Source organism: Cupriavidus sp. H18C2 (assembly GCF_049393795.1).
In the GTDB taxonomy this organism is placed as follows: domain Bacteria; phylum Pseudomonadota; class Gammaproteobacteria; order Burkholderiales; family Burkholderiaceae; genus Cupriavidus; species Cupriavidus pauculus_C.
Window position 1 is genome coordinate 641996 of record NZ_CP186010.1, and the last position, 18466, is coordinate 660461.

The following is an 18466-nucleotide window of genomic DNA, read 5'->3' on the forward strand; positions in this document are numbered from 1 at the left end:
GCCCCGCCGCGCTAGACCTCGTGCATCGCCGAGGGATCGAACAGCGTCTCGGGCAGGTGGATGCCGAACGCCTGCAGGCGCTCGCAGAACTTCGGGCGCACGCCCGTGGCGCAGAAGTGGCCCCGGATGCGGCCGTCGCGGTCCACGCCCTTGCGGCGGAACGTGAAGATTTCCTGCATGTTGACGACCTCGCCCTCCATGCCGGTGATCTCGCTGACGCTGACCAGCTTGCGCCGGCCGTCGGTCAGGCGCGTCACCTGCACCACCACCGACAGCGCCGACGTGATCTGCTGGCGCATGGTGCGGATCGGCAGGTTCAGCCCGGCCGTGCTGATCATGTTTTCCAGCCGCGTCAGCGCGTCGCGCGGCGTGTTGGCGTGGATCGTCGCCAGCGAGCCCTCGTGGCCCGTGTTCATCGCGTGGAGCATGTCCAGCGCCTCGGCGCCGCGCACTTCGCCCAGGATGATGCGGTCCGGGCGCATCCGCAGCGCGTTCTTGACCAGCGCGCGCTGCGTGATCTCGCCACGGCCCTCGATGTTGGGCGGCCGGGTTTCCAGCCGCAGCACGTGGGCCTGGCGCAGCTGCAGCTCGGCGGCGTCCTCGATGGTCACGATGCGCTCGTCGGCCGGGATGTAGCCGGACAGGATGTTCAGCAGCGTGGTCTTGCCGCTGCCCGTGCCGCCGGAGATCAGCACGTTGAGCTTGGCCTGCACCATGGCCTCCAGCAGCTGGGCCATCTGCGGGGTCAGCGTCGACAGCTCCACCAGGTCCTTCACCTGCAGCGGATTGACCGCGAAGCGGCGGATCGACAGCAGCGGGCCGTCGATGGCCGACGGCGGGATGATCGCGTTGATGCGCGAGCCGTCGGGCAGCCGGGCGTCCACCATCGGGCTCGACTCGTCGATGCGCCGGCCCATGCGCGACACCATCTTCTCGATCACGCGCAGCAGGTGGGCGTCGTCGAGGAACGTGATGTCGGTCAGCTCCAGCTTGCCGCGCCGCTCCACGTAGACGCGCCGGGCCGTGTTGACCAGGATGTCGGAGATCGTCGGGTCGGCCAGCAGCGGTTCCAGCGGGCCGTAGCCCAGCATCTCGTCCTGGACGTCGGACACCAGCCGGCGCCGTTCGGCCTCGTTGAGCGGATGGTTGCCTTCGTCGACGATGCGCTCGACCACCTGGGCCAGTTCGCGCCGCACCTGCTCGGGCGTCATCTGCTGCAGGCGGCTCAGTTCCACGCGGTCGACGATGGTCTGGTGGATCTCCATGGCCAGTTGCTGGTAGGCCGGGCTGACCGCGCCGTTGCCGTTGGCACGCGCCACGCGCTGCGGCATGGCCTCGCCGGCCTGCTGGAAGAGTTGTTCTCGCAAGGACATGATGGTCTCCGTGCGTGCGGGTCAGGCGCGCGCCGCGGCCGGCACCTGCGTGCCGTGGCCGAACAGCTTGCGCAACAGGCCGTCGCGCTGCGGCGCGGCCCCGGGATAGATGTCGGCCGCCAGCGCCAGCAGCGCGCGCGTCAGCGCGCCCTTGGGCGCCACCTGCAGCAGCGGCAGCCCCTGGCTGCTGGCCTCGCGCACGGGCGCCGTGTCGTTGGGCAGCAGGTGCGCGAACCGCATGCCGAAGGCGTTCTCCATCGTGCGCGGGTCGATCGGCGCGTGCTTGTCCTGCCGGTTCAGCACCAGGCGCAGGCGGTCGGTGTGGTAGCCGAGCGAATGGCACAGGTCCAGCAGCCGGCGCCCCGCGCGCAGGTGCGACAGGCTGGGCTGCAGCACCGGGTAGATCAGGTTGCTGTGGTCCAGAACGACGAGCGACATCGGGTTGATGTCCTGCCCCACGTCGAGCACCACCACGTCGTACTGCTGGCGCGCCACGTCAAGCAGCCGCTCGATCTGCGCGGCCTTGATCTCGCCGGCCTTGACCGGGTCGCCGGCGGCCGGCACCACGTCGAAGCCGGGGCCCACGTGGGTCACGCAGGCATCGAGCAGCGCGGCGTCGAGCCGGTCGATCTGGCGGCACACGTCGGTCAGCGTGGCGGGCGGCGTCTGGTCGGTCAGCACGAACGCGGCGTCGCCGTACTGCTGGTTCAGGTCCAGCAGCAGCACGTGCTTGCGGTGCTGGGTGGCCAGCATGTGCGCCGTGTTGGCCGCCAGGAACGTGGTGCCGCTGCCGCCCTTGCACGACACGAACGACAGCACCTGGCCCTCGGCGCGCCCACCGCTGAGCGCGTGGCTGGTGCAGCGCTGCAGCTCGTCGCGGAACTCGGCCGCGTCGGGCGGCCACGGCAGCACGCACTGCACGCCGGCCCGCATCGCGCGCATCAGCAGGTCCGCCGACGGGTTGCCGGTCAGCAGCATGCAGAGCGTGTCCGGCGCCTCGGTGCGCAGGCGGCGAAGCTGCGCGATGTCGTCGGCGCTGAAGTCGGGCGCGGCCACGATCAGCAGGTCGGTGCCGAGCGTCAGGCCCGGCTGTGACAGCGCCACGCCGGGCGCGGCCAGCGTGCGCTGCACCACGTGGCTGGCGCTTTGGGCGATCAACCCGGCAACGTGCTGCAGTTGCGAGTCATCGGCGGAGACTGCGACGATCTTGGCCATGGCCGGCTCCTGAAGGCTGACGTTTGGGGGCGGCGCGCTAGCGGCCCATGTTGGACAGGCCGCCGCCCTGCGCGGCACCCACGCCGATGCGGAAGGCATTGCCGTCCGACGGCGGCGCCTGGTACAGGCCGTTGAAGCGGTCCATCGCGGCCGTGGACGCCCGGGCGTTGACGTTGATGCCGGGGTCGGCGTTGTTCGGCGCGTCGGGGTTCAGCGTCTGCATCGCCCGCACGATGCGCACCGATTCGCCGAAGTGCTGGTCGTAGACCGGTGACGTCGACATGCAGCCGGTGAGGCCGGCCGCCATGGCCAGCACGGCGGCGAGGAGGAGGGGGCGGCGCAGCGGCGCCGGCACGAAGGCTTGGGACATGATGGGCTCCTTGATCCGGGCGACGGGGCTTACTGTTGGGCCGGGGCCGGGGCATCCGCGGCGGCCAGCGCGGTCGCGGCCGGTACCGGGATGGCGGTCACGGGCGCCGGGGCGCTGCCGGGCACGGGCATCGGCGCGGCCGGGGCGGCCGGGGCCGTGGCGGGCGCGGCATTCGGCATCGCGGCCGGCTGTACGCCGGGCATCGGCGCCGGCGGCTGCGGGCGGCCTTCCATGTTGCCGGTGGCGTAGACCTCGCCGCGATTGACCGTGCCGAAGCTGTCGGTGGGCAGCGGATAGGTGGCCGGCAGCGGCTTGACCAGGCGCGGCGTCACCACGAACAGCAGCTCGGTGCGGTCCTGCTGGAAGTTGGTGCTGCGCATCAGCGCGCCCACCACCGGCAGTTCGCCCACGCCCGGCAGCGCCTTGAGGCTGCCCGTGATGTTGTTCTTGATCAAGCCGCCGATGGCGAAGCTCTGGCCGTCGTAGACCTGCAGCGTGGTGGACGCGCGGCGCGTGTTGATCAGCGGCAGGATCGTCGCGCCGGACACGTTCGGCGCGGTCAGCGCCACCCCGGTGGGCGACAGCTCGGACACCTCGGGCGCCACCTTGAGGTTGATGCGGCCGTTCTCCATCACCGTCGGCGTGAAGCGCAGGCCGACGCCGAACGTTTCCTCCTGCAGGATGATCGTCGTGGTGTTGCCGCCAAAGCTCTGCGGCACCGGGATGAACACCTTGCCGCCGGCCAGGAAGCTGGCCTCCTGGCCGCTGATGGCCATCAGGTTCGGCTCGGCCAGGATCTTGACCAGGCCGTCGCCGCGCTGGGCGTCGAGCGCGAACTTCAGCGGCAGGTTGTCGGCCTTGCTGAAGCTGAGCAGGTCGCTGGCGCCCGACGACAGGAAGTTGGCCAGCAGGCCGAAGCTCCAGCTGCCGAACGCGCCCTGCAGGTTCACGGCGGAGCCCATCTGGTCGATCAGCGTCTTGGACACCTCGGCCACCTTGACCTCCAGCATCACCTGCTGCGGCGCCTCCACCACCATCATGTTGATGATGCGCGGGCTGCGCACCGGCATGCCGGCCGTGGCCGGGTTGGTGAGCTGCGTCATGCTGGTCTGCTGCTGCTGCGGGGCCTGGGTGGCCTGGCCATTGGCGGCCTGCGCCGGGCCGCGCGTCTGGCGGATCACGAACGCGTTGGCGATGTCGAGGATCTTCTGCGCCTGCACGGCGTCGGCCACGCTGCCGGTCAGCACGAGGCTGTCGGCCGCCGACGACACGCGCACGCGGCGCGCCTCCGGCACCAGCTCGCGCAGCGCCGACTGCAGTCCGCCCGGATCGGCGCCGACCGTCAGGTCGATCACGCTGCAGGAGCCGCTGCGGCCCTGCACGATCATGTTGGTCGAGCCCACTTCCTGGCCCAGCACATAGAGCGTCTGCGGCGACACCAGCATCGCCTGGGCCACGTTCGGGTTGCCCAGCGTGCGGCTGCGCACGGGCTCGGGCATGTCGATCATCGTCGACTTGCCCACCGGCACGGCCACCTCGCGGCGTTCGCGCACGGTGCCGGTGCAGTTGGGCCCGCGCACGGTCTGGGTCTGGATCTGCGCGTCGCGCTGCGCGGCGGCACCCGCTGCGCCGCCGGGCTGGACCGGACCGGCCAGTTGCAGCGGGCGGGCCTGGGTGGCGGCGCCCGACGTGGCGATGGCCGCTTCCACGCCGGCCTGGCTGTTGGCGTGGCTGCTCCAGAGCGCGGCCATGACCGCGAGCGTGAGGGCCGGTGCCCGGAGCTGCGTGGCAAGGCTGCTGGTGCGGCGCGCGGCGCCGCGTGGCTGTTGATGACGTTCCATGATGTTCCCCCGGATGGTTGGCCCGCCTGCTGGAGCAGTTACCTTGCGGCCTGCTTCTTGCCGGCTGGCGGGCACCGATGTGTCAGAAGCACTCTTGCCGTTGCTGGTTGCCGCTGATGACGCCGATGCAGTCGGCGGGCGCCTGGCGCTGGGCCACTTGCCTCACCACCTGCACGGTCTTGACCACCGGCGCGGCGGCGGCGATCACGGGTACCTTGAGCAGCGAATCCTTGGTGGCGCCGGCGGTGTCCACCGGGCGCGGGTCCACCTGGTTGCGCAGCACCAGCGAGAGCGTGCCCACGCTGCGTGCCAGGTCGATCTTCTCGGCTTCCTCGGGCGAGACCTCCAGCGTCACGGCGTTCACCACCTTGGGCTTGGTCTCGTCGCGGTTCACCTCCTGCGCCACGGCCAGCACCAGAATCTTCTCCAGCACGATCTTCGAGATCGACTGGTCGTTGCGGTCCGCCGCGGCGGTGCCGGGCTTGCCGTCCTTGTCGCGCTGCGTGTTGACGATGATGTCGACGAAGCTGCCCGGCAGCGCAAAGCCGGCCACGCCCACCACGTCGTTCACGCGCACCGTGATCGCGCGCTTGCCGCTGGCAATCACCGCCGACAGACCGCCCTTGGTGCCCACCGGCGTCAGCTTGGAGTCCAGGATCGGCTCGCCGCGCGCCAGGCTGGCCTTGGTGACGCGGCCATCGAGCGACTGGACGTCGCTGGCCACGCCCGGCGGCAGGCTGGCGGACGGCCAGTCCACGAGCTTGATGGCGTCGGGCGTGAGCTGCTGGCCCAGGTCGATGTCGGCACTGGCCACGGCCACCTTGGTGATGCCGCTGGTGCCTTGCTGCATGAGCCAGCGCGACGCCAGCACCACGGCCGTCAGGCCCGCAATCGTTGCCACCAGCAACATGAAGAGGATGCGCAGGTTTTTCATCTCGGTCTCCGCGATCAGAAGAGGTACGGCCGGCGCGCCCGCACGATGGGGCAGGCCACGGGGCGCGCGGCGCCGCCGGCGTGCCGGACGTCGCCACCGGTGCGCCGGCGGGTACGGGTTGCGTGGTGCACGCCGTGCGCGGGCGTGCTGCTGTGGCGATGTGGCGCGGCGCTGGGCCGTGTGCCCGGTTGCGCGTGTGTGCGGCTGCTTGCGTGCATGGCCGTCTCCCCCGTTCCTGACCGTTCGCCAGCCCCTGCGGGCGGTTTCGGCCGTTTGCTTCGAACTGCCTGCTTTCTCAGGCGCAGCACGTGGCTGCGCGGACCCCGTCTGACCGGCGTGGCGAAGGTGACGCCGCCGCCGTCAGAGCACTTCCCATTTCACGAGCAAGGTGCCGGCCGCGATGGCGACGGCATACGGCAACCTGGCCGCCTTGCCCGTTGATGTCTGCGATGCCGGCGCGGCGTGCTCGGCGCCTTCGGCCTTGTCCTGTTGCGCGGTGGCGTCATCCGCTGCCGGGCCGCGCCGTGCCGCCGCCGCGGCCAGCCGCCCGAACGGCAGCGCCAGCAGCAGGCCCGACAGGCTGGCAAGCGTGCGGCGCGACTCGCGATGGAGCGCCATCGCCGCCAGGGCCAGCACGCCACCCACCAGAAAGCTGACCACGGCCACGTGCGCGCCGCCCAGCGGCCCCATGAACGCACCCACCGCACCCATCAGCTTCACGTCGCCCGCACCCATGCCGCCCAGCAGGTACACGGCCAGAAAGATGCCCATGCCGGTGGCCAGCCCGGCCAGCCATTGCAGGCTGCCGTCGCGCGGGCCCAGCGTGGCGATCTGCGCCGCCAGGGCCAGGACCATCCCGCTGGCAACCAGCCAGTTCGGGATGCGGCGCGTGCGGGCGTCGCCGATGGCGGCCACTGTGACCATGGCGGCCAGGCTCAGGTTGGCGAGCGCGGTAATCGTGGTGGTCATGGCAGTGTCCGGTGGCGGTGGGCGCCGGTTGCGCGGGGCGCGTGGCCCGGCGCAGCCGTCCGAATTCGAGTGGTGTTGCGCTGCAATCGAACCGGCGCCGCTGGCGCAACGTCGCCGGTCCGCTTGCAGCATGTCGATCAGGCGGCGGAAAGGGCCGTCGCGATCGAGTTCCAGATGGTGCCGACGGCGGTCTTGACGGTCGTGCCGTACGTGACCATCACCAGCGCCACGAAGGCCAGCAGAAGGGCATACTCCACGCCCGCTGCGCCGTCTTCTTCACGAACAAAACGCTTGAAACCTTCGAACATGGAGGTCATGTCCTTCTCCTTTGACGTCATGGTTTGTGGAAAAAAGCGCCCGCTGGAGATCGGGCACAAGGTTTCGGCCGATACTGCCGGCCGAGGCCAAACCGCAAGGCCATCACTGACGTGGCGTCCGTACGATTCCACCTGGCTCAGTCCGGGCCGCGCCGGAAACATCCGGCGCGGCCCGGTCACCCTGTTGCCTGGCCGCCTGACGCGGCACCGGCATCCTGGGGGAGGGCGCCGCGAGCCGATCCTTACTGCTCTCCAGGGATCGTCTCGCGCCTGAATTGCTGCAAAACCTGCGGCGGTCCGGCCTGTTGATCGGCCTTGCCCACCCGGGCGGCACTGCAGCGTGCCGGCCCTGTTCGCTCCCTGTTTCGGACCTTTCGGCCCCCCGTCCCACTGTGTTGGTCTGTGGTCCTGGCATCGTCTGTTGCGAAGCCTGCGAACCTGCCGTGGTTGCGAGACATGGAGCGACGAGCGTGCCACTGGACGCAAGTCGTTGATTTACAAAGGAGTGGGTGTTGGCCGCTGCGTCGTTTGCGAGACGTTGTAACCGGATGTTTCGAAAACTGTGCAGGCCGGATACTTCACAAATTTCGCGAACATTAAGGAATTACAACGGAAGGTGCGGACAGCGACGCTTCAAACGCACACGGAAGTCTTGTAAGCGGCGCACGCTGCGGGAAAGCGCGAAGACTGGCTTGGCGACCAAAAACGTATCAATCATGAAGCGCCTGATACGCCATGTAATCGAAGGTAGGCGGTGTAGACAGCGCGCAGGGGTGGTGGGGCTACGCCGAACGGCTATGTGGCGCAAAACGCGCCGGCTCGCGGGCGAGGGGTGCCGGCGCGCACTCTGTACGATCCGTGGCTCATCCGTTCGGCCGACGCCAGCGCGGAAAGGATCGTCTGGGGCACCTGGCCCTCGTCCTGAAGTACGAGGCTGGGGTCGTCATGGCCGCGTGGACGGCCTGCGGCCAAAGTGTTTCGTTTCTGAAACCTCTGGCGGAATGTTATCGATGTTGTTACGTGTATGAAGCGTACGTTGGGCCACACAACGGAGCGTCGAAACGAGAAGTGTTTCAGCCGGGAGACGGCCATGCAGATTCTTCCACCTGCTCGCGCAGCCAGGCATGAAAGCGCACGATGGCTTTCTCGCGCGGGTTGCCTTCGCGCCACGTGACCCAGTAGTGCAGGCTCGACGGAATGCGCGTCGTGCCGATCTGCACAAGCTGGCCGCTGGCCAGATAGTCGTGCGCCAGTTGCGCGCGCGCCGTGGCCACGCCCAGCCCGGCCACGGCCGACTGCAGCATCAGCCCGGCGTCCTGGAAGATCGGCCCGCGCTCGGGCTCCACCGGCGGCAGGCCGGCCAGCAGCAGCCAGTCGCGCCAGGGCCGCAGCGCAAAGCGGAGCATCGGCAGCCGGGGCAGGTCCGCCACCGTGAAACCGGGGTAGCGCGCCAGCAATGCCGGGCTGGCCACGGCGATCACGTGGTCCTCGATGAGGTTGTGGCATTCAAAGCCGGGCAGGTCCACGCGCTGGTGCCAGATGCCGACGTCGACCGAATAGGGGTCGGGCGGCGAGATTTCGGCATGCAGCCGCAGGTGCAGGTCCAGTTCCGGCGCCTGCGCGTGCAGGCTCGGCAGCCGCTGGATCAGCCATGCATTGGCCAGGTCGGCCATGACGCTGACCTGGAGCCGGACGACGGGCGGGCTGGCCACGTCGCCGGCCACGTCGCTGGCCTCGCGCAGCGCTGCTTCGAGCTGGTCCAGTGCGCCACGCACCTGTTCGGCCAGCCGGGCGCCGGCGCTGGTCGGCGTCATGGTCAGCCCCGTGCGCCGGAACAGCTTGGTGCCGAGGTTGTCTTCCAGCCCGCGGATATGGTGGCTGATGGCGCTGTGCGTGAGCGCCAGTTCCTCGGCGGCGCGCGAGAAGCTGCGGTGCCGCGCGGCGGCTTCGAGGGCGCGCAGGGCCTGGAGCGGGGGCAGGTGAGGGGGGCGGTTGGTGACCATGGCGGGGGCGGAAAGTCGTCAAATTCTACTCACAATTGACGCGGGTATCTTTCACTGGCCTTGCACCATGGTGGTGATCACAATGGCAGGCATGAACTCTTCCACTGCCGATACCGGGCGGGCCCCCGCCGCCGATGCGCTGCGCCCCGCTTCGCCCCATGCCTCGCCCGCCCGCTGGCGCGTGCTGGCGTTTTTCTCGCTCGGCTTCCTGGTCTCGTACATCTTCCGTGGCGTCAACCTGGGCTTTGCGCCGTACCTGACGCGCGAACTGGGCCTGACCGCCGGCGACCTGGGCCTGCTCACGAGCTTCTACTTCCTGGGGTTTGCCTGCGCGCAACTGCCGGCCGGCATCCTGCTGGACCGCTTTGGCCCGCGCCGGACCGAGGCGGCGCTGCTGATGCTGGCCGTGGCCGGATCGCTGATCTTTGCGTGGGCGCCGGGCATGATCGGGCTGGCCGCCGGGCGCGCGATGATCGGCGTGGGCGTCTCGGTCTGCCTGGGCGCCGCCATCCAGGCCCTGTCGATGTGGTTTCCGCTGTCGCGCATGCCGCTGCTGAACGGGCTGGTGATGGCCATCGGCGGGCTGGGCGCGGTGGTGGTGGGGGCGCCGCTGTCGTGGCTGCTGTCGTGGACGGACTGGCGCACGGTCAGCGCCGGGCTGGCCGCCATCTCGTTCGGCATGGCCGTGCTGCTCTGGTTTGGCGTGCCCGACGCGCGGCGCGCCGGCAAGGAAAGCTTTGCCGAGCAGTTGCGCGGCACGCGGCTGATCCTGAGCAGCGAGCGCTTCTGGCGCGTGGTGCCGCTGACGCTGCTGAACCAGGGCATCTTCCTGGCCGTGCAGACGCTGTGGGTCAGCGCCTTCATGCGCGACGTGCAGGGCCTGTCCGCCGGCGAAGGCGCGCGGCTCGTGTCGGTGATCGGTATCGCGATGATGGCCGGCTGCGTGGGCGCCGGCTGGGCCGCCCGCCATTTGGAGCGGCGCGGCATCAGCCTCTACGCCTTCGCCGGGTTCGGCATGATGGCGTTCATCGTCGTCCAGCTCCTGCTGATGGCCCACCTGCCGTTCGTGCCGCTGGGCGTGCTGTGGGCGGCCTACGGCGTGTTCGGCTCCAGCGGCATCCTGACCTACGCGCTGCTGGCCCGCCGGTTCCCGGACGCGCTGATTGGCCGCGCCACCACGGCCATGACGCTGACCGTGTTCCTGGCCACGTTCCTGTTCCAGATCGGCATCGGCTTCGTGCTCGACTTCTTCCCGGCCGTGGACGGCCACTACCCCGTGGCGGCCCATCTGTGGGTCTGGGGCGCGCTGGTCGTGGTGCAGGTGCTGGCTGCGGTCTGGTACCTGATGGAGAAGCGGGAGCCGGAGCCGGCGGGGCGCTGAGCGGGTGCGCGGCCACGCCGCGTCACAGGATGATCGGCCGGTCGTCGAGTTCGTTCGGATTGCGGCCCGCTTCGGCCGGAAAGTGCTCGGTCAGCAGGCCGTGGATCTGCGCGATGGCGTCGAGCACGGGTTTGACCGACAGGTCCTTCTTCAGCCCGTGGGTCAGTTGCTCGCACAGCGCCTGCCATGCTTGCGGGCTGACGCAGGCGTCGATGCCCCGGTCGGCCAGCAGCTCCACGGCGTGGTCGGCCAGGTTGATATAGAGCAGTACGCCGGAATGGTCCTCGGTGTTCCAGACCTCCAGCGCGCCGAACAGCGCGCGGGCGCGCTCGCGCGGGGTCACGCCGCGCCACGCCAAGCCCAGCGGCAGGCTGGCTTCGATAACCACGCGCACCTCGCCCCGGTGATGCTGCTCGCCCTTGTGCACGGCCACCTGGATCTGGTGGCGCGCGGCGTCGGGAAACGCCCGGCGCGCCAGGCTGGGGCCGGTGCCCAGGTGGCGCAGCGCGCGCTGGATCGCATGGTTCAGGGCCGGTCGGGCAGGCTTCGGTTTGTGCATTGCTGTCCCCCTTACCAGTTGCCCGAGGCGCCGCCGCCGTCGAAGCCACCCCCGCCGCCGCCGCCGAATCCGCCACCGCCACCGCCCCCGAAACCGCCGCCGCCAAAGCCGCCACCGCCGCCCCAGCGTCGCCCGATCTCGTAGCCGGTCATGCCGCCGAGCCCGCCCGCCGTCCCCGTGGGCCAGCCGCGCCGCGTGGTCACGACATGCGGCCGTCCGCCGCGCCGCATCATTGCCGACAGGAAGAAGAACACGATGATCGCCAGCGGCAACAGCACGGGCAGCCAGTCGTCCATCGCCACATTGCCCTGGCGCCGCCGGTCGGGCGCGGCCAGTCCTTCCTTGTCGATGGTTGCCTGGATGGCCGAGATGCCGGCCGCCAGCCCGCCGTAGAAGTCGTTCTGGCGAAAGTGCGGCGCCATGACGTCGCGCAGGATGCGGGCCGACATGGCGTCGGTCAGCGACCCCTGCACCCCGCGCCCCACCTCCAGCCGCATCTTGCGCAGCCCTGGCGGGTTGTCCTTGGCGATCAGCACGATCACGCCGTCGTCCACGCCCTTGCGGCCGGCGCGCCAGGCGTCGGCCACTCGGATGCTGTAGGCGTCGATGGTCTCGGGCTCCGTGGTGGGCACCATCAGCACGAAGATCTGGCTGCCGCGCTGCTGCTCGTAGTCGGCCAGCACGTTTTCCAGCGCGTTGCGCTGGTCGGCGCTCAGCGTGCCGGTCAGGTCGGTCACGCGCGCGTTGAGCGGCGGCACGGCCACGAAGCCATCGGCCGCCCACGCCGGCAGCGCCAGGGCGATGGCCAGGAACCAGAGCGTGGCGAGCCTGCGCATGGTGGCGTCCCCGTGCGGCCGGTCGATCAGAACTTCACGGCCGGCGGCGTGGAGATCGCCTTCTCGTTCTCCACCGTGAACGACGGCTTGACCGGGTACTTGAACACCATCGCGGTCAGGTTGGTCGGAAAGCTGCGCGCCAGCACGTTGTAGTCCTGCACCGCCGCGATGTAGCGCTGGCGGGCCACCGTGATGCGGTTCTCGGTGCCTTCCAGTTGCGACTGGAGGTCACGGAACGCCGCGTCGGCCTTGAGGTTCGGATAGTTTTCGGCCACCGCCAGCAGCCGCGACAGCGCGCTGGTCAACTGGCCCTGCGCCTGCTGGAAGCGCGCGAACGCCTCCGGATCGTTGAGCGTCTCGGGCGTGACCTGGATGCTGGTGGCCTGCGCCCGGGCCTTGGTCACCGCCTCCAGCGTCTCGCGCTCGTGGCTGGCGTAGCCCTTGACCGTCGCCACCAGGTTCGGAATCAGGTCCGCGCGGCGCTGGTACTGGTTGACCACCTCGCCCCAGGCCGCCTTGACGGCCTCGTCCTTTTTCTGGAAGTCGTTGTAGCCGCAGGCGGAAAGCAGGCTGGCCAGCAGGGCGAGCACGAACCAGCGGAACAGGGCGGGGGTAGGAATGGTGCGCATCAAGGGGCTCCTCGGTCTCCGGCATCACAAGGCTGGAGTGTAGCGCAGCGTCGTCCGCCTGCCGGGCAAAGTGCGGGCGGGTTGACCGGCCCGGGGGCGGCCGGCGCGGCGGGCCCTCCCTCGCGCATATTAGGAACGCGCGGGGAGGGCGCAACCGTCACCCGGCGCGGAATGCCGTCTCGGCTGCCCGGATCGTCTGGTCGATGATCGCGTCGTCGTGGCAGGCCGAGACAAAGCCGGCCTCGAATGCCGACGGGGCCAGGTAGACGCCTTCGGCCAGCATGGCGTGGAAGAAGCGGTTGAAGCGGCCGACGTCGGCCTGGGTGACCTCGGCAAAGCTGGCCGGCACGTCGTGGGTGAAGTACAGGCCGAACATGCCGCCGATGGCGTCGGCGCAGAACGGCACGCCGGCCGCGCGGGCGGCGGCGGTCAGGCCGTCGGCCAGCTTGCGGGTCTGGGCGGCCAGCCGGTCGTAGAAGCCCGGCGCCTGGATCAGCTTCAGCGTGGCCAGGCCGGCGGCCACGGCCAGCGGGTTGCCGGACAGCGTGCCAGCCTGGTAGACGCCGCCCAGCGGCGCCAGCTTGGCCATGATGTCGCGCCGGCCGCCGAACGCCGCCGCCGGCATGCCGCCGCCAATCACCTTGCCCAGGCAGGTCATGTCCGGGCGGATGCCGTAGTGCGCCTGCGCGCCGCCCAGCGCCACGCGGAAGCCGGTCATCACTTCGTCAAAGATCAGCACGCTGCCGTGCTCGCTGCACAGGTTGCGCATGGTCTGCAGGAACGCCTGGCTGGCGCGCACCAGGTTCATGTTGCCGGCCACGACCTCGACGATGACCGCCGCGATCTCGCCCTTGTGGCGCGCGAACGCTTCTTCGAGCTGGGCGACGTTGTTGTACTCCAGCACCATCGTGTGGCGCGTGACGTCGGCGGGCACGCCGGCCGACGACGGCGCGTTCTGCGTGGTATCGGCAAAGGTGAGCAGGCCCGAGCCGGCCTTGACCAGCAGGCTGTCGGCGTGGCCGTGGTAGCAGCCCTCGAACTTGATGATCAGGTCCCGGCCCGTGAAGCCGCGCGCCAGCCGCAGCGCGCTCATGGTGGCCTCGGTACCCGACGACACCAGCCGCACCTGCTCGATCGACGGCACGAGCTTGCAGATTTCCTCGGCCATCACGATCTCGGCCTCGGTCGGGGCGCCGAACGAAAAGCTGTGCGCGGCGGTTTCCTGCACGGCGCGTACCACGTCCGGGTGGGCGTGGCCGACGATCATCGGGCCCCAGGAGCCGATGTAGTCGATGTACTGCTGGCCGTCGGCGTCCCACATGTACGCGCCCTCGGCCCGGGTGATGAAGCGCGGCGTGCCGCCGACGGAACGGAAGGCGCGCACGGGCGAGTTGACGCCGCCGGGAATGGTCTGCTGGGCGCGGTCGAAGAGCTGCTGGTTACGGGACATGGGAATCTGGCCAAAAAGAGGGTCGGGGAGGAGACAGGCGTCCGGTGCGGGGGCGCTGGCGGGGCCCGGGCGGCCACGGTTGCCGGAAAACCGGGCAATCGCGACCGAAAGCGTGCCGTTCGGACGGCATCTGCACGCCAAATTGCACGAACGCGGCGATATTGGGCCGTTCGTGCCGGCCCATGGGTGGCGTCATCGGCGCCGATTGGGTACCATCATGCGCTGGATTTTAATGGAGACTGGCAAGAGCCTGCATATGGAATACAAGACTTGGATGTGCCTGATTTGTGGCTGGATCTACGACGAGGCCACCGGCGCGCCGGAAGACGGCATCGCCCCGGGTACCAAATGGGAGGACGTGCCCATCAACTGGACCTGCCCGGAATGCGGGGCACGCAAGGAAGATTTCGAGATGGTGGCGATCTGAGTCCATCCTCGGAAAACGGCCGCCCGTCGCGCCAAAGCGACAGACCGGCCGGTGGCGCCGGGGTCTGCGGATTGACGGCCCCCCCACGAGTTGTCACACTCTGCGGCAAAACTGAACATCCGTCCGGCCGCGCCGCCCAAGGCAGGCGCGCCGAAGACGGGGTGCCGCGGCACTGGCAGTAGGCAGTAGAACGGCAGGCGTGCAAACAGAAGCGCGCCGCCGCCGGCTTGGGTAGCCGGGATTTTTTTGACTGGGAATAGGAAATCGGGGGCCGCCGGTCCGCCATGCGCGGCGCCGTGCGGAAGTTCTCAAGTGAATGCCGACGCCTGTTGTGTCACGCAGGACGTGGGTCGCGGGAACAAGATGCGGGTCACTCAAACAGAACAAGACACGTCTGTCGATGGGGTCAACGCCGGCGGCCACGCCGGTGCCAGCGGGGCATCCACGGCGGCCACGGCCGCGGTGAAGGTGCTCGTGATCGACGACTCCAGCACCATCCGCCGCACGGCGGAGATCTTCCTCGCGCAGGCCGGATTCCAGGTCATGCTGGCCGAGGACGGCTTCGAGGCGCTTGCCAAGGTGGGCGACCTCCATCCCGACGTGATCTTCTGCGACATCCTCATGCCGCGGCTCGACGGCTACCAGACCTGTTCCCTGATCAAGAAAAGCCCGCGCTTCCACGCCATCCCCGTGATCATGCTGTCGTCCCGCGACGGCGTGTTCGACCGGTCGCGCGGCAAGCTCGTCGGCGCCCATGACCATCTGGCCAAGCCGTTCTCGCGCGAAGCGCTGCTGCAGGCGGTGCACGCCTGCATGGCCGGCTGCGCGCACGAGGCCGGCGCGGCCGTGGCGGCCTGACCGGGCCGCCGAAGTATCCAGGAACCACACAATGACCATCAGCAAAATCCTAATCGTCGACGATTCGCCCACCGAAGCCCTGTTCATGTCCGACCTGCTCGGCAAGAAGGGCTTCAAGGTCTCCGTGGCCGGCAACAGCGAGCAGGCCATGGCCCGGCTCGACGCCGAAGCCTTCGACCTGATCCTGATGGACGTGGTGATGCCGGGCCAGAACGGCTACCAGGCCACCCGCGCCATCAAGCGCGACGACCGCTTCAAGGACATCCCCGTGATCATGTGCACCAGCAAGGGCCTGGAGACGGACCGCATCTGGGGCATCCGCCAGGGCGCCTCGGACTACATCGTCAAGCCGGTGGACGGCGAGGAACTGCTGTCGAAGATCGCCGCGCTGGCGCATTGAGCGCCGGGCGCCGCGCCACGGGGCGCGCCGTGGACGCCGCGGGCGGCAACACGCCGGCGGCGCCCGCGCACGGCCCGCAGAGGCTGACATCACAGGTTTCACGTTTCACTGGTATCCGAACATGAACGCGCCGCGCCAAGACATCCGAGCCCGCCAGACCCGCCTGCATGACTACCAGGCCATGCTGGCCCGTCGCCTGCGCGAGGCGCGCAACCTGCCCGCCGTCGACAGTTACCTGGGGGTGCTGGTGGGCCAGCGCGGCTGGCTGCTGCCGCTGATGGAAACGGGCGAGGTGCTGGAGATGCGCCCGCCCGCCGCCGTGCCGCTGACGCAGCCGTGGTACCGCGGCCTGGTCAACGCGCGCGGCAACCTGATCGGCGTGATCGACTTCGGCATGTTCTGCGGCGACGGCCCGACGCCGGTGCAGCCGGGCAGCAAGATCGTGGTGCTGTCGCGCCAGGTGGAACGGGCGTGCGGGATCATCGCCACGCGCGTGGTGGGTCTGCGCCACGCGGTGGACCTGACGCCGGCCGGCGGCGCCGAGCCCGAGGGCTGGCGCGGCGCCGGCTTTGCGGACCGGGAGGGGCGCGACTGGCAGGTGCTGGACATCCGCCAGTTGCTGGACGCCCCGGCATTCCTGCAGGCCGGCCGCGGCGGCGCCTGAGCGGCGCCACGCCAACCATACAGAACAACGAAACGAACAGAGGGTTGCTATGGGTATCAAGAAGATCAGCCTGGGCCGTCGCCCCGCCACGGCCGGCGCCACGGCCGATGCGGCCGCGCCGCGCGCGTCGCTCTTCGGACGCGGCGCGGGCAACGGTCCCGCCCGGGCGCCGGCGGAACGCATGACGGGCTGGCTCGCGCGCATGCCGTTCGCGGCGCAGCAGCGGGCGCTGACCGGCGGCGTGGTGGTGTCGCTGCTGGCGCTGCTGGTCTCGGTCTACCTGGATAACCGGCAGGCCAACAACGGCGCGGCGCAGATCGAGATCGCCGGCAGCATGCTGATGCACTCGCAGCGCCTGGGCAAGGCGGTGCCGGTGGCGCTGCTGGGCAACGCGCAGGCGTTCACGCAGCTCCGGCAGTCCAAGGAACAGCTCACCGCCGACATGCTGGCGCTGCAGAACGGCAGCGACGAGATGCACGTGCGCGCCACCACGGGCGCCGCGCAGCCGCTGCTGGAAAAGGCGTTCGCGTCGTGGAAGCGGTCGGAGAAGAGCGCGGCCGACGTGCTGGCCCAGCAGCCCATTCTGACCACCATCGGCCAGACGCTGCAGATCTTCAACGCGTCGAACCCGGAACTGCTCGAAGCGGCCGAACAGGTGGCGGCGATCAAGCTGCAGGCGGGATCGAACACCCGCGAGGTGGCGGCGTCCGCGCAGCTGGTGATGCTGACGCAGCGGCTGGGCAAGAACCTGAACGAGTTCCTGTCCGGCGAGGGCGTGAACCCCGAGACCGCGTTCCTGCTGGGCAAGGACACCAACACCTTCCGCGAGACGCTGGACGGCCTGACCAACGGTTCCGAGGCGCTGCGCCTGGCGCCGGCGTCCGACGCCGAGACGCGCAGCTACCTGCAGCAGCTGTCGCAGCGCTTCGAGGCGGTGCAGAAGACCACGCAGACGATCCTGCAGAACCTGCCCGGCCTGATCGCCGCCAAGCGCGCCCAGCAGCAGATCTTCAACGACAACGAGGCGCTGCGCGGCGAGCTGGAGCAGCTACAGGGCATGTACGCCGACGGCGCGCGCTACCGCCCGTGGACGTTCGGCGCCATGGTCGTGTCGGCCATCGCCACGCTGCTGTGCCTGGCCGGGCTGGCGGCGCTGTACCTGCGCGATTCCCGCGTGCGGGCGCTGGAAGCCGAGGCGCGCGAGCGCGAGGCCGAGGCGCGCCGGCTGGAGGAAAAGCGCAACAACGACGCCACCCAGAAGGCCATTCTGCAGTTGATGAACGAGCTGCAGGACATCGCCGATGGCGACCTGACGCGCCAGGCCACCGTGACCGAGGACATCACCGGCGCCATCGCCGACTCGGTGAACTACACCGTGGAAGAACTGAAGGAACTGGTGGGCCGCGTGCAGCAGACCGCCGGGCAGGTGCAGCAGGCGTCGTCGCAGGTGCAGGACACGTCGGTGCAACTGGCGTCGACCACCGAGGAGCAGTCGCGCCAGATCCGCCAGACCGGTGAGTCGGTGGTGGAGATGGCAGACCGCATCACCCAGGTGTCGCGCGGTGCGGCGGAGTCGGCCAACGTGGCGCGCGCGTCGCTGGCGGCGGCCGAGCAGGGCCAGCAGGCCGTGCAGAACGCCATCGCGGGCATGAACGACATCCGCGACCAGATCCAGGAAACGTCCAAGCGGATCAAGCGGCTGGGCGAGTCGTCGCAGGAGATTGGCGAAATCGTCGAGCTGATCTCGGACATTACCGAGCAGACCAACGTGCTGGCACTGAACGCCGCCATCCAGGCCGCGTCGGCTGGCGAGGCGGGCCGGGGCTTCTCGGTGGTGGCGGAAGAAGTGCAGCGCCTGGCCGAACGCTCGGGCGAGGCCACCAAGCAGATCGGCGCGCTGATCCGCACGATCCAGACCGATACCCAGGACGCCGTGCACGCCATGGAGCAGAGCACGGCGGGCGTGGTGGAAGGCGCGCGGCTGTCGGACAACGCCGGTACGGCACTGGTCGAGATCGGCCGCGTGTCGCGCCAGCTTGCCGAACTGATCGAGCAGATCGCGCAGACGACGTCGCACGAGGCGGGGCTGGCCACCAACGTGGCGCACCACATCGAAGGCATCCTGCAGGTCACCGCGCAGACCACGGCCGGTACGCGCCAGACGGCCACGTCGGTGCGCCAGCTGACCGCGCTGACCGAGGAACTGCGTAACTCGGTGTCGCGATTCAAGATCGCCTGAC

At 69.7% G+C, this 18466-nt stretch carries 19 protein-coding genes; 6 read left to right on the forward strand and 13 right to left on the reverse strand.

From position 1 onward, the window contains the following. Window positions 1–11 precede the first annotated feature (11 nt). The 9 genes from EPAKOI_RS02985 to EPAKOI_RS03025 form a co-directional block, all read right to left on the reverse strand. Entirely contained in the window at window positions 12–1373 is a 1362-nt protein-coding gene (locus tag EPAKOI_RS02985; RefSeq protein WP_124682248.1) for a CpaF family protein, read from the reverse strand. A gap of 21 nt (window positions 1374–1394) precedes the next feature. Continuing rightward, window positions 1395–2588, reverse strand: a complete 1194-nt coding sequence (locus EPAKOI_RS02990; RefSeq protein ID WP_124682247.1) for an AAA family ATPase — start codon at window positions 2586–2588, stop codon at window positions 1395–1397. A gap of 37 nt (window positions 2589–2625) precedes the next feature. Beyond that, on the reverse strand, window positions 2626–2958 hold the full coding sequence (locus tag EPAKOI_RS02995; protein ID WP_253699942.1) for a hypothetical protein: 333 nt from the start codon (window positions 2956–2958) through the stop codon (window positions 2626–2628). 29 nt (window positions 2959–2987) lie between these two features. Next, the gene (locus EPAKOI_RS03000; protein WP_423192924.1) at window positions 2988–4799 is read right to left on the reverse strand and encodes a type II and III secretion system protein family protein; all 1812 of its coding nucleotides are present in this window, start codon (window positions 4797–4799) and stop codon (window positions 2988–2990) included. Between the two features lie 82 nt (window positions 4800–4881). Then, a complete protein-coding gene (gene cpaB, locus EPAKOI_RS03005; RefSeq protein ID WP_124682245.1) occupies window positions 4882–5733 on the reverse strand; it encodes a Flp pilus assembly protein CpaB in 852 nt (283 codons plus the stop codon). A 14-nt stretch (window positions 5734–5747) separates the two neighbouring features. Further along, window positions 5748–5951: a hypothetical protein gene (locus tag EPAKOI_RS03010; protein WP_423192925.1), complete on the reverse strand. Its 204-nt coding sequence runs from the start codon at window positions 5949–5951 to the stop codon at window positions 5748–5750. Window positions 5952–6093: 142 nt separating this feature from the next. Beyond that, window positions 6094–6702, reverse strand: a complete 609-nt coding sequence (locus tag EPAKOI_RS03015) for an A24 family peptidase (RefSeq protein WP_423192926.1) — start codon at window positions 6700–6702, stop codon at window positions 6094–6096. A gap of 137 nt (window positions 6703–6839) precedes the next feature. After that, on the reverse strand, window positions 6840–7019 hold the full coding sequence (locus EPAKOI_RS03020) for a Flp family type IVb pilin (protein WP_172965998.1): 180 nt from the start codon (window positions 7017–7019) through the stop codon (window positions 6840–6842). Between the two features lie 1073 nt (window positions 7020–8092). Next, entirely contained in the window at window positions 8093–9022 is a 930-nt protein-coding gene (locus EPAKOI_RS03025; RefSeq protein ID WP_124682242.1) for a LysR substrate-binding domain-containing protein, read from the reverse strand. Between the two features lie 91 nt (window positions 9023–9113). Between EPAKOI_RS03025 and EPAKOI_RS03030 the strand changes: the two genes are divergently transcribed. Beyond that, window positions 9114–10403 carry an MFS transporter gene (locus tag EPAKOI_RS03030; RefSeq protein WP_423192927.1) on the forward strand — a complete coding sequence of 430 codons (1290 nt, stop codon included), beginning with the start codon at window positions 9114–9116 and terminating at the stop codon, window positions 10401–10403. 22 nt (window positions 10404–10425) lie between these two features. Here the strand turns inward: EPAKOI_RS03030 and EPAKOI_RS03035 are convergent, their stop codons facing one another. The 4 genes from EPAKOI_RS03035 to hemL all read right to left on the reverse strand — a co-directional run bounded on the left by EPAKOI_RS03035 (window position 10426) and on the right by hemL (window position 13877). Further along, the gene (locus EPAKOI_RS03035; RefSeq protein ID WP_423192928.1) at window positions 10426–10962 is read right to left on the reverse strand and encodes a TPM domain-containing protein; all 537 of its coding nucleotides are present in this window, start codon (window positions 10960–10962) and stop codon (window positions 10426–10428) included. Between the two features lie 11 nt (window positions 10963–10973). Then, the gene (locus EPAKOI_RS03040) at window positions 10974–11798 is read right to left on the reverse strand and encodes a TPM domain-containing protein (protein ID WP_423192929.1); all 825 of its coding nucleotides are present in this window, start codon (window positions 11796–11798) and stop codon (window positions 10974–10976) included. 26 nt (window positions 11799–11824) lie between these two features. Further along, window positions 11825–12427: a LemA family protein gene (locus EPAKOI_RS03045; protein WP_124682239.1), complete on the reverse strand. Its 603-nt coding sequence runs from the start codon at window positions 12425–12427 to the stop codon at window positions 11825–11827. A gap of 157 nt (window positions 12428–12584) precedes the next feature. Continuing rightward, on the reverse strand, window positions 12585–13877 hold the full coding sequence (gene hemL, locus EPAKOI_RS03050; protein ID WP_423192930.1) for a glutamate-1-semialdehyde 2,1-aminomutase: 1293 nt from the start codon (window positions 13875–13877) through the stop codon (window positions 12585–12587). Between the two features lie 256 nt (window positions 13878–14133). Between hemL and EPAKOI_RS03055 the strand changes: the two genes are divergently transcribed. The 5 genes from EPAKOI_RS03055 to EPAKOI_RS03075 all read left to right on the forward strand — a co-directional run bounded on the left by EPAKOI_RS03055 (window position 14134) and on the right by EPAKOI_RS03075 (window position 18465). Then, window positions 14134–14304: a rubredoxin gene (locus EPAKOI_RS03055; protein ID WP_011298773.1), complete on the forward strand. Its 171-nt coding sequence runs from the start codon at window positions 14134–14136 to the stop codon at window positions 14302–14304. A gap of 363 nt (window positions 14305–14667) precedes the next feature. Next, entirely contained in the window at window positions 14668–15162 is a 495-nt protein-coding gene (locus tag EPAKOI_RS03060) for a response regulator (protein WP_124682237.1), read from the forward strand. Between the two features lie 31 nt (window positions 15163–15193). Next, window positions 15194–15562: a response regulator gene (locus tag EPAKOI_RS03065; RefSeq protein WP_124682236.1), complete on the forward strand. Its 369-nt coding sequence runs from the start codon at window positions 15194–15196 to the stop codon at window positions 15560–15562. Window positions 15563–15683: 121 nt separating this feature from the next. Continuing rightward, window positions 15684–16226: a chemotaxis protein CheW gene (locus tag EPAKOI_RS03070; RefSeq protein ID WP_124682235.1), complete on the forward strand. Its 543-nt coding sequence runs from the start codon at window positions 15684–15686 to the stop codon at window positions 16224–16226. Window positions 16227–16275: 49 nt separating this feature from the next. Continuing rightward, complete coding sequence (locus tag EPAKOI_RS03075; RefSeq protein WP_423192931.1) at window positions 16276–18465, forward strand: methyl-accepting chemotaxis protein; 2190 nt, start codon at window positions 16276–16278, stop codon at window positions 18463–18465. Window position 18466: the final 1 nt, after the last annotated feature.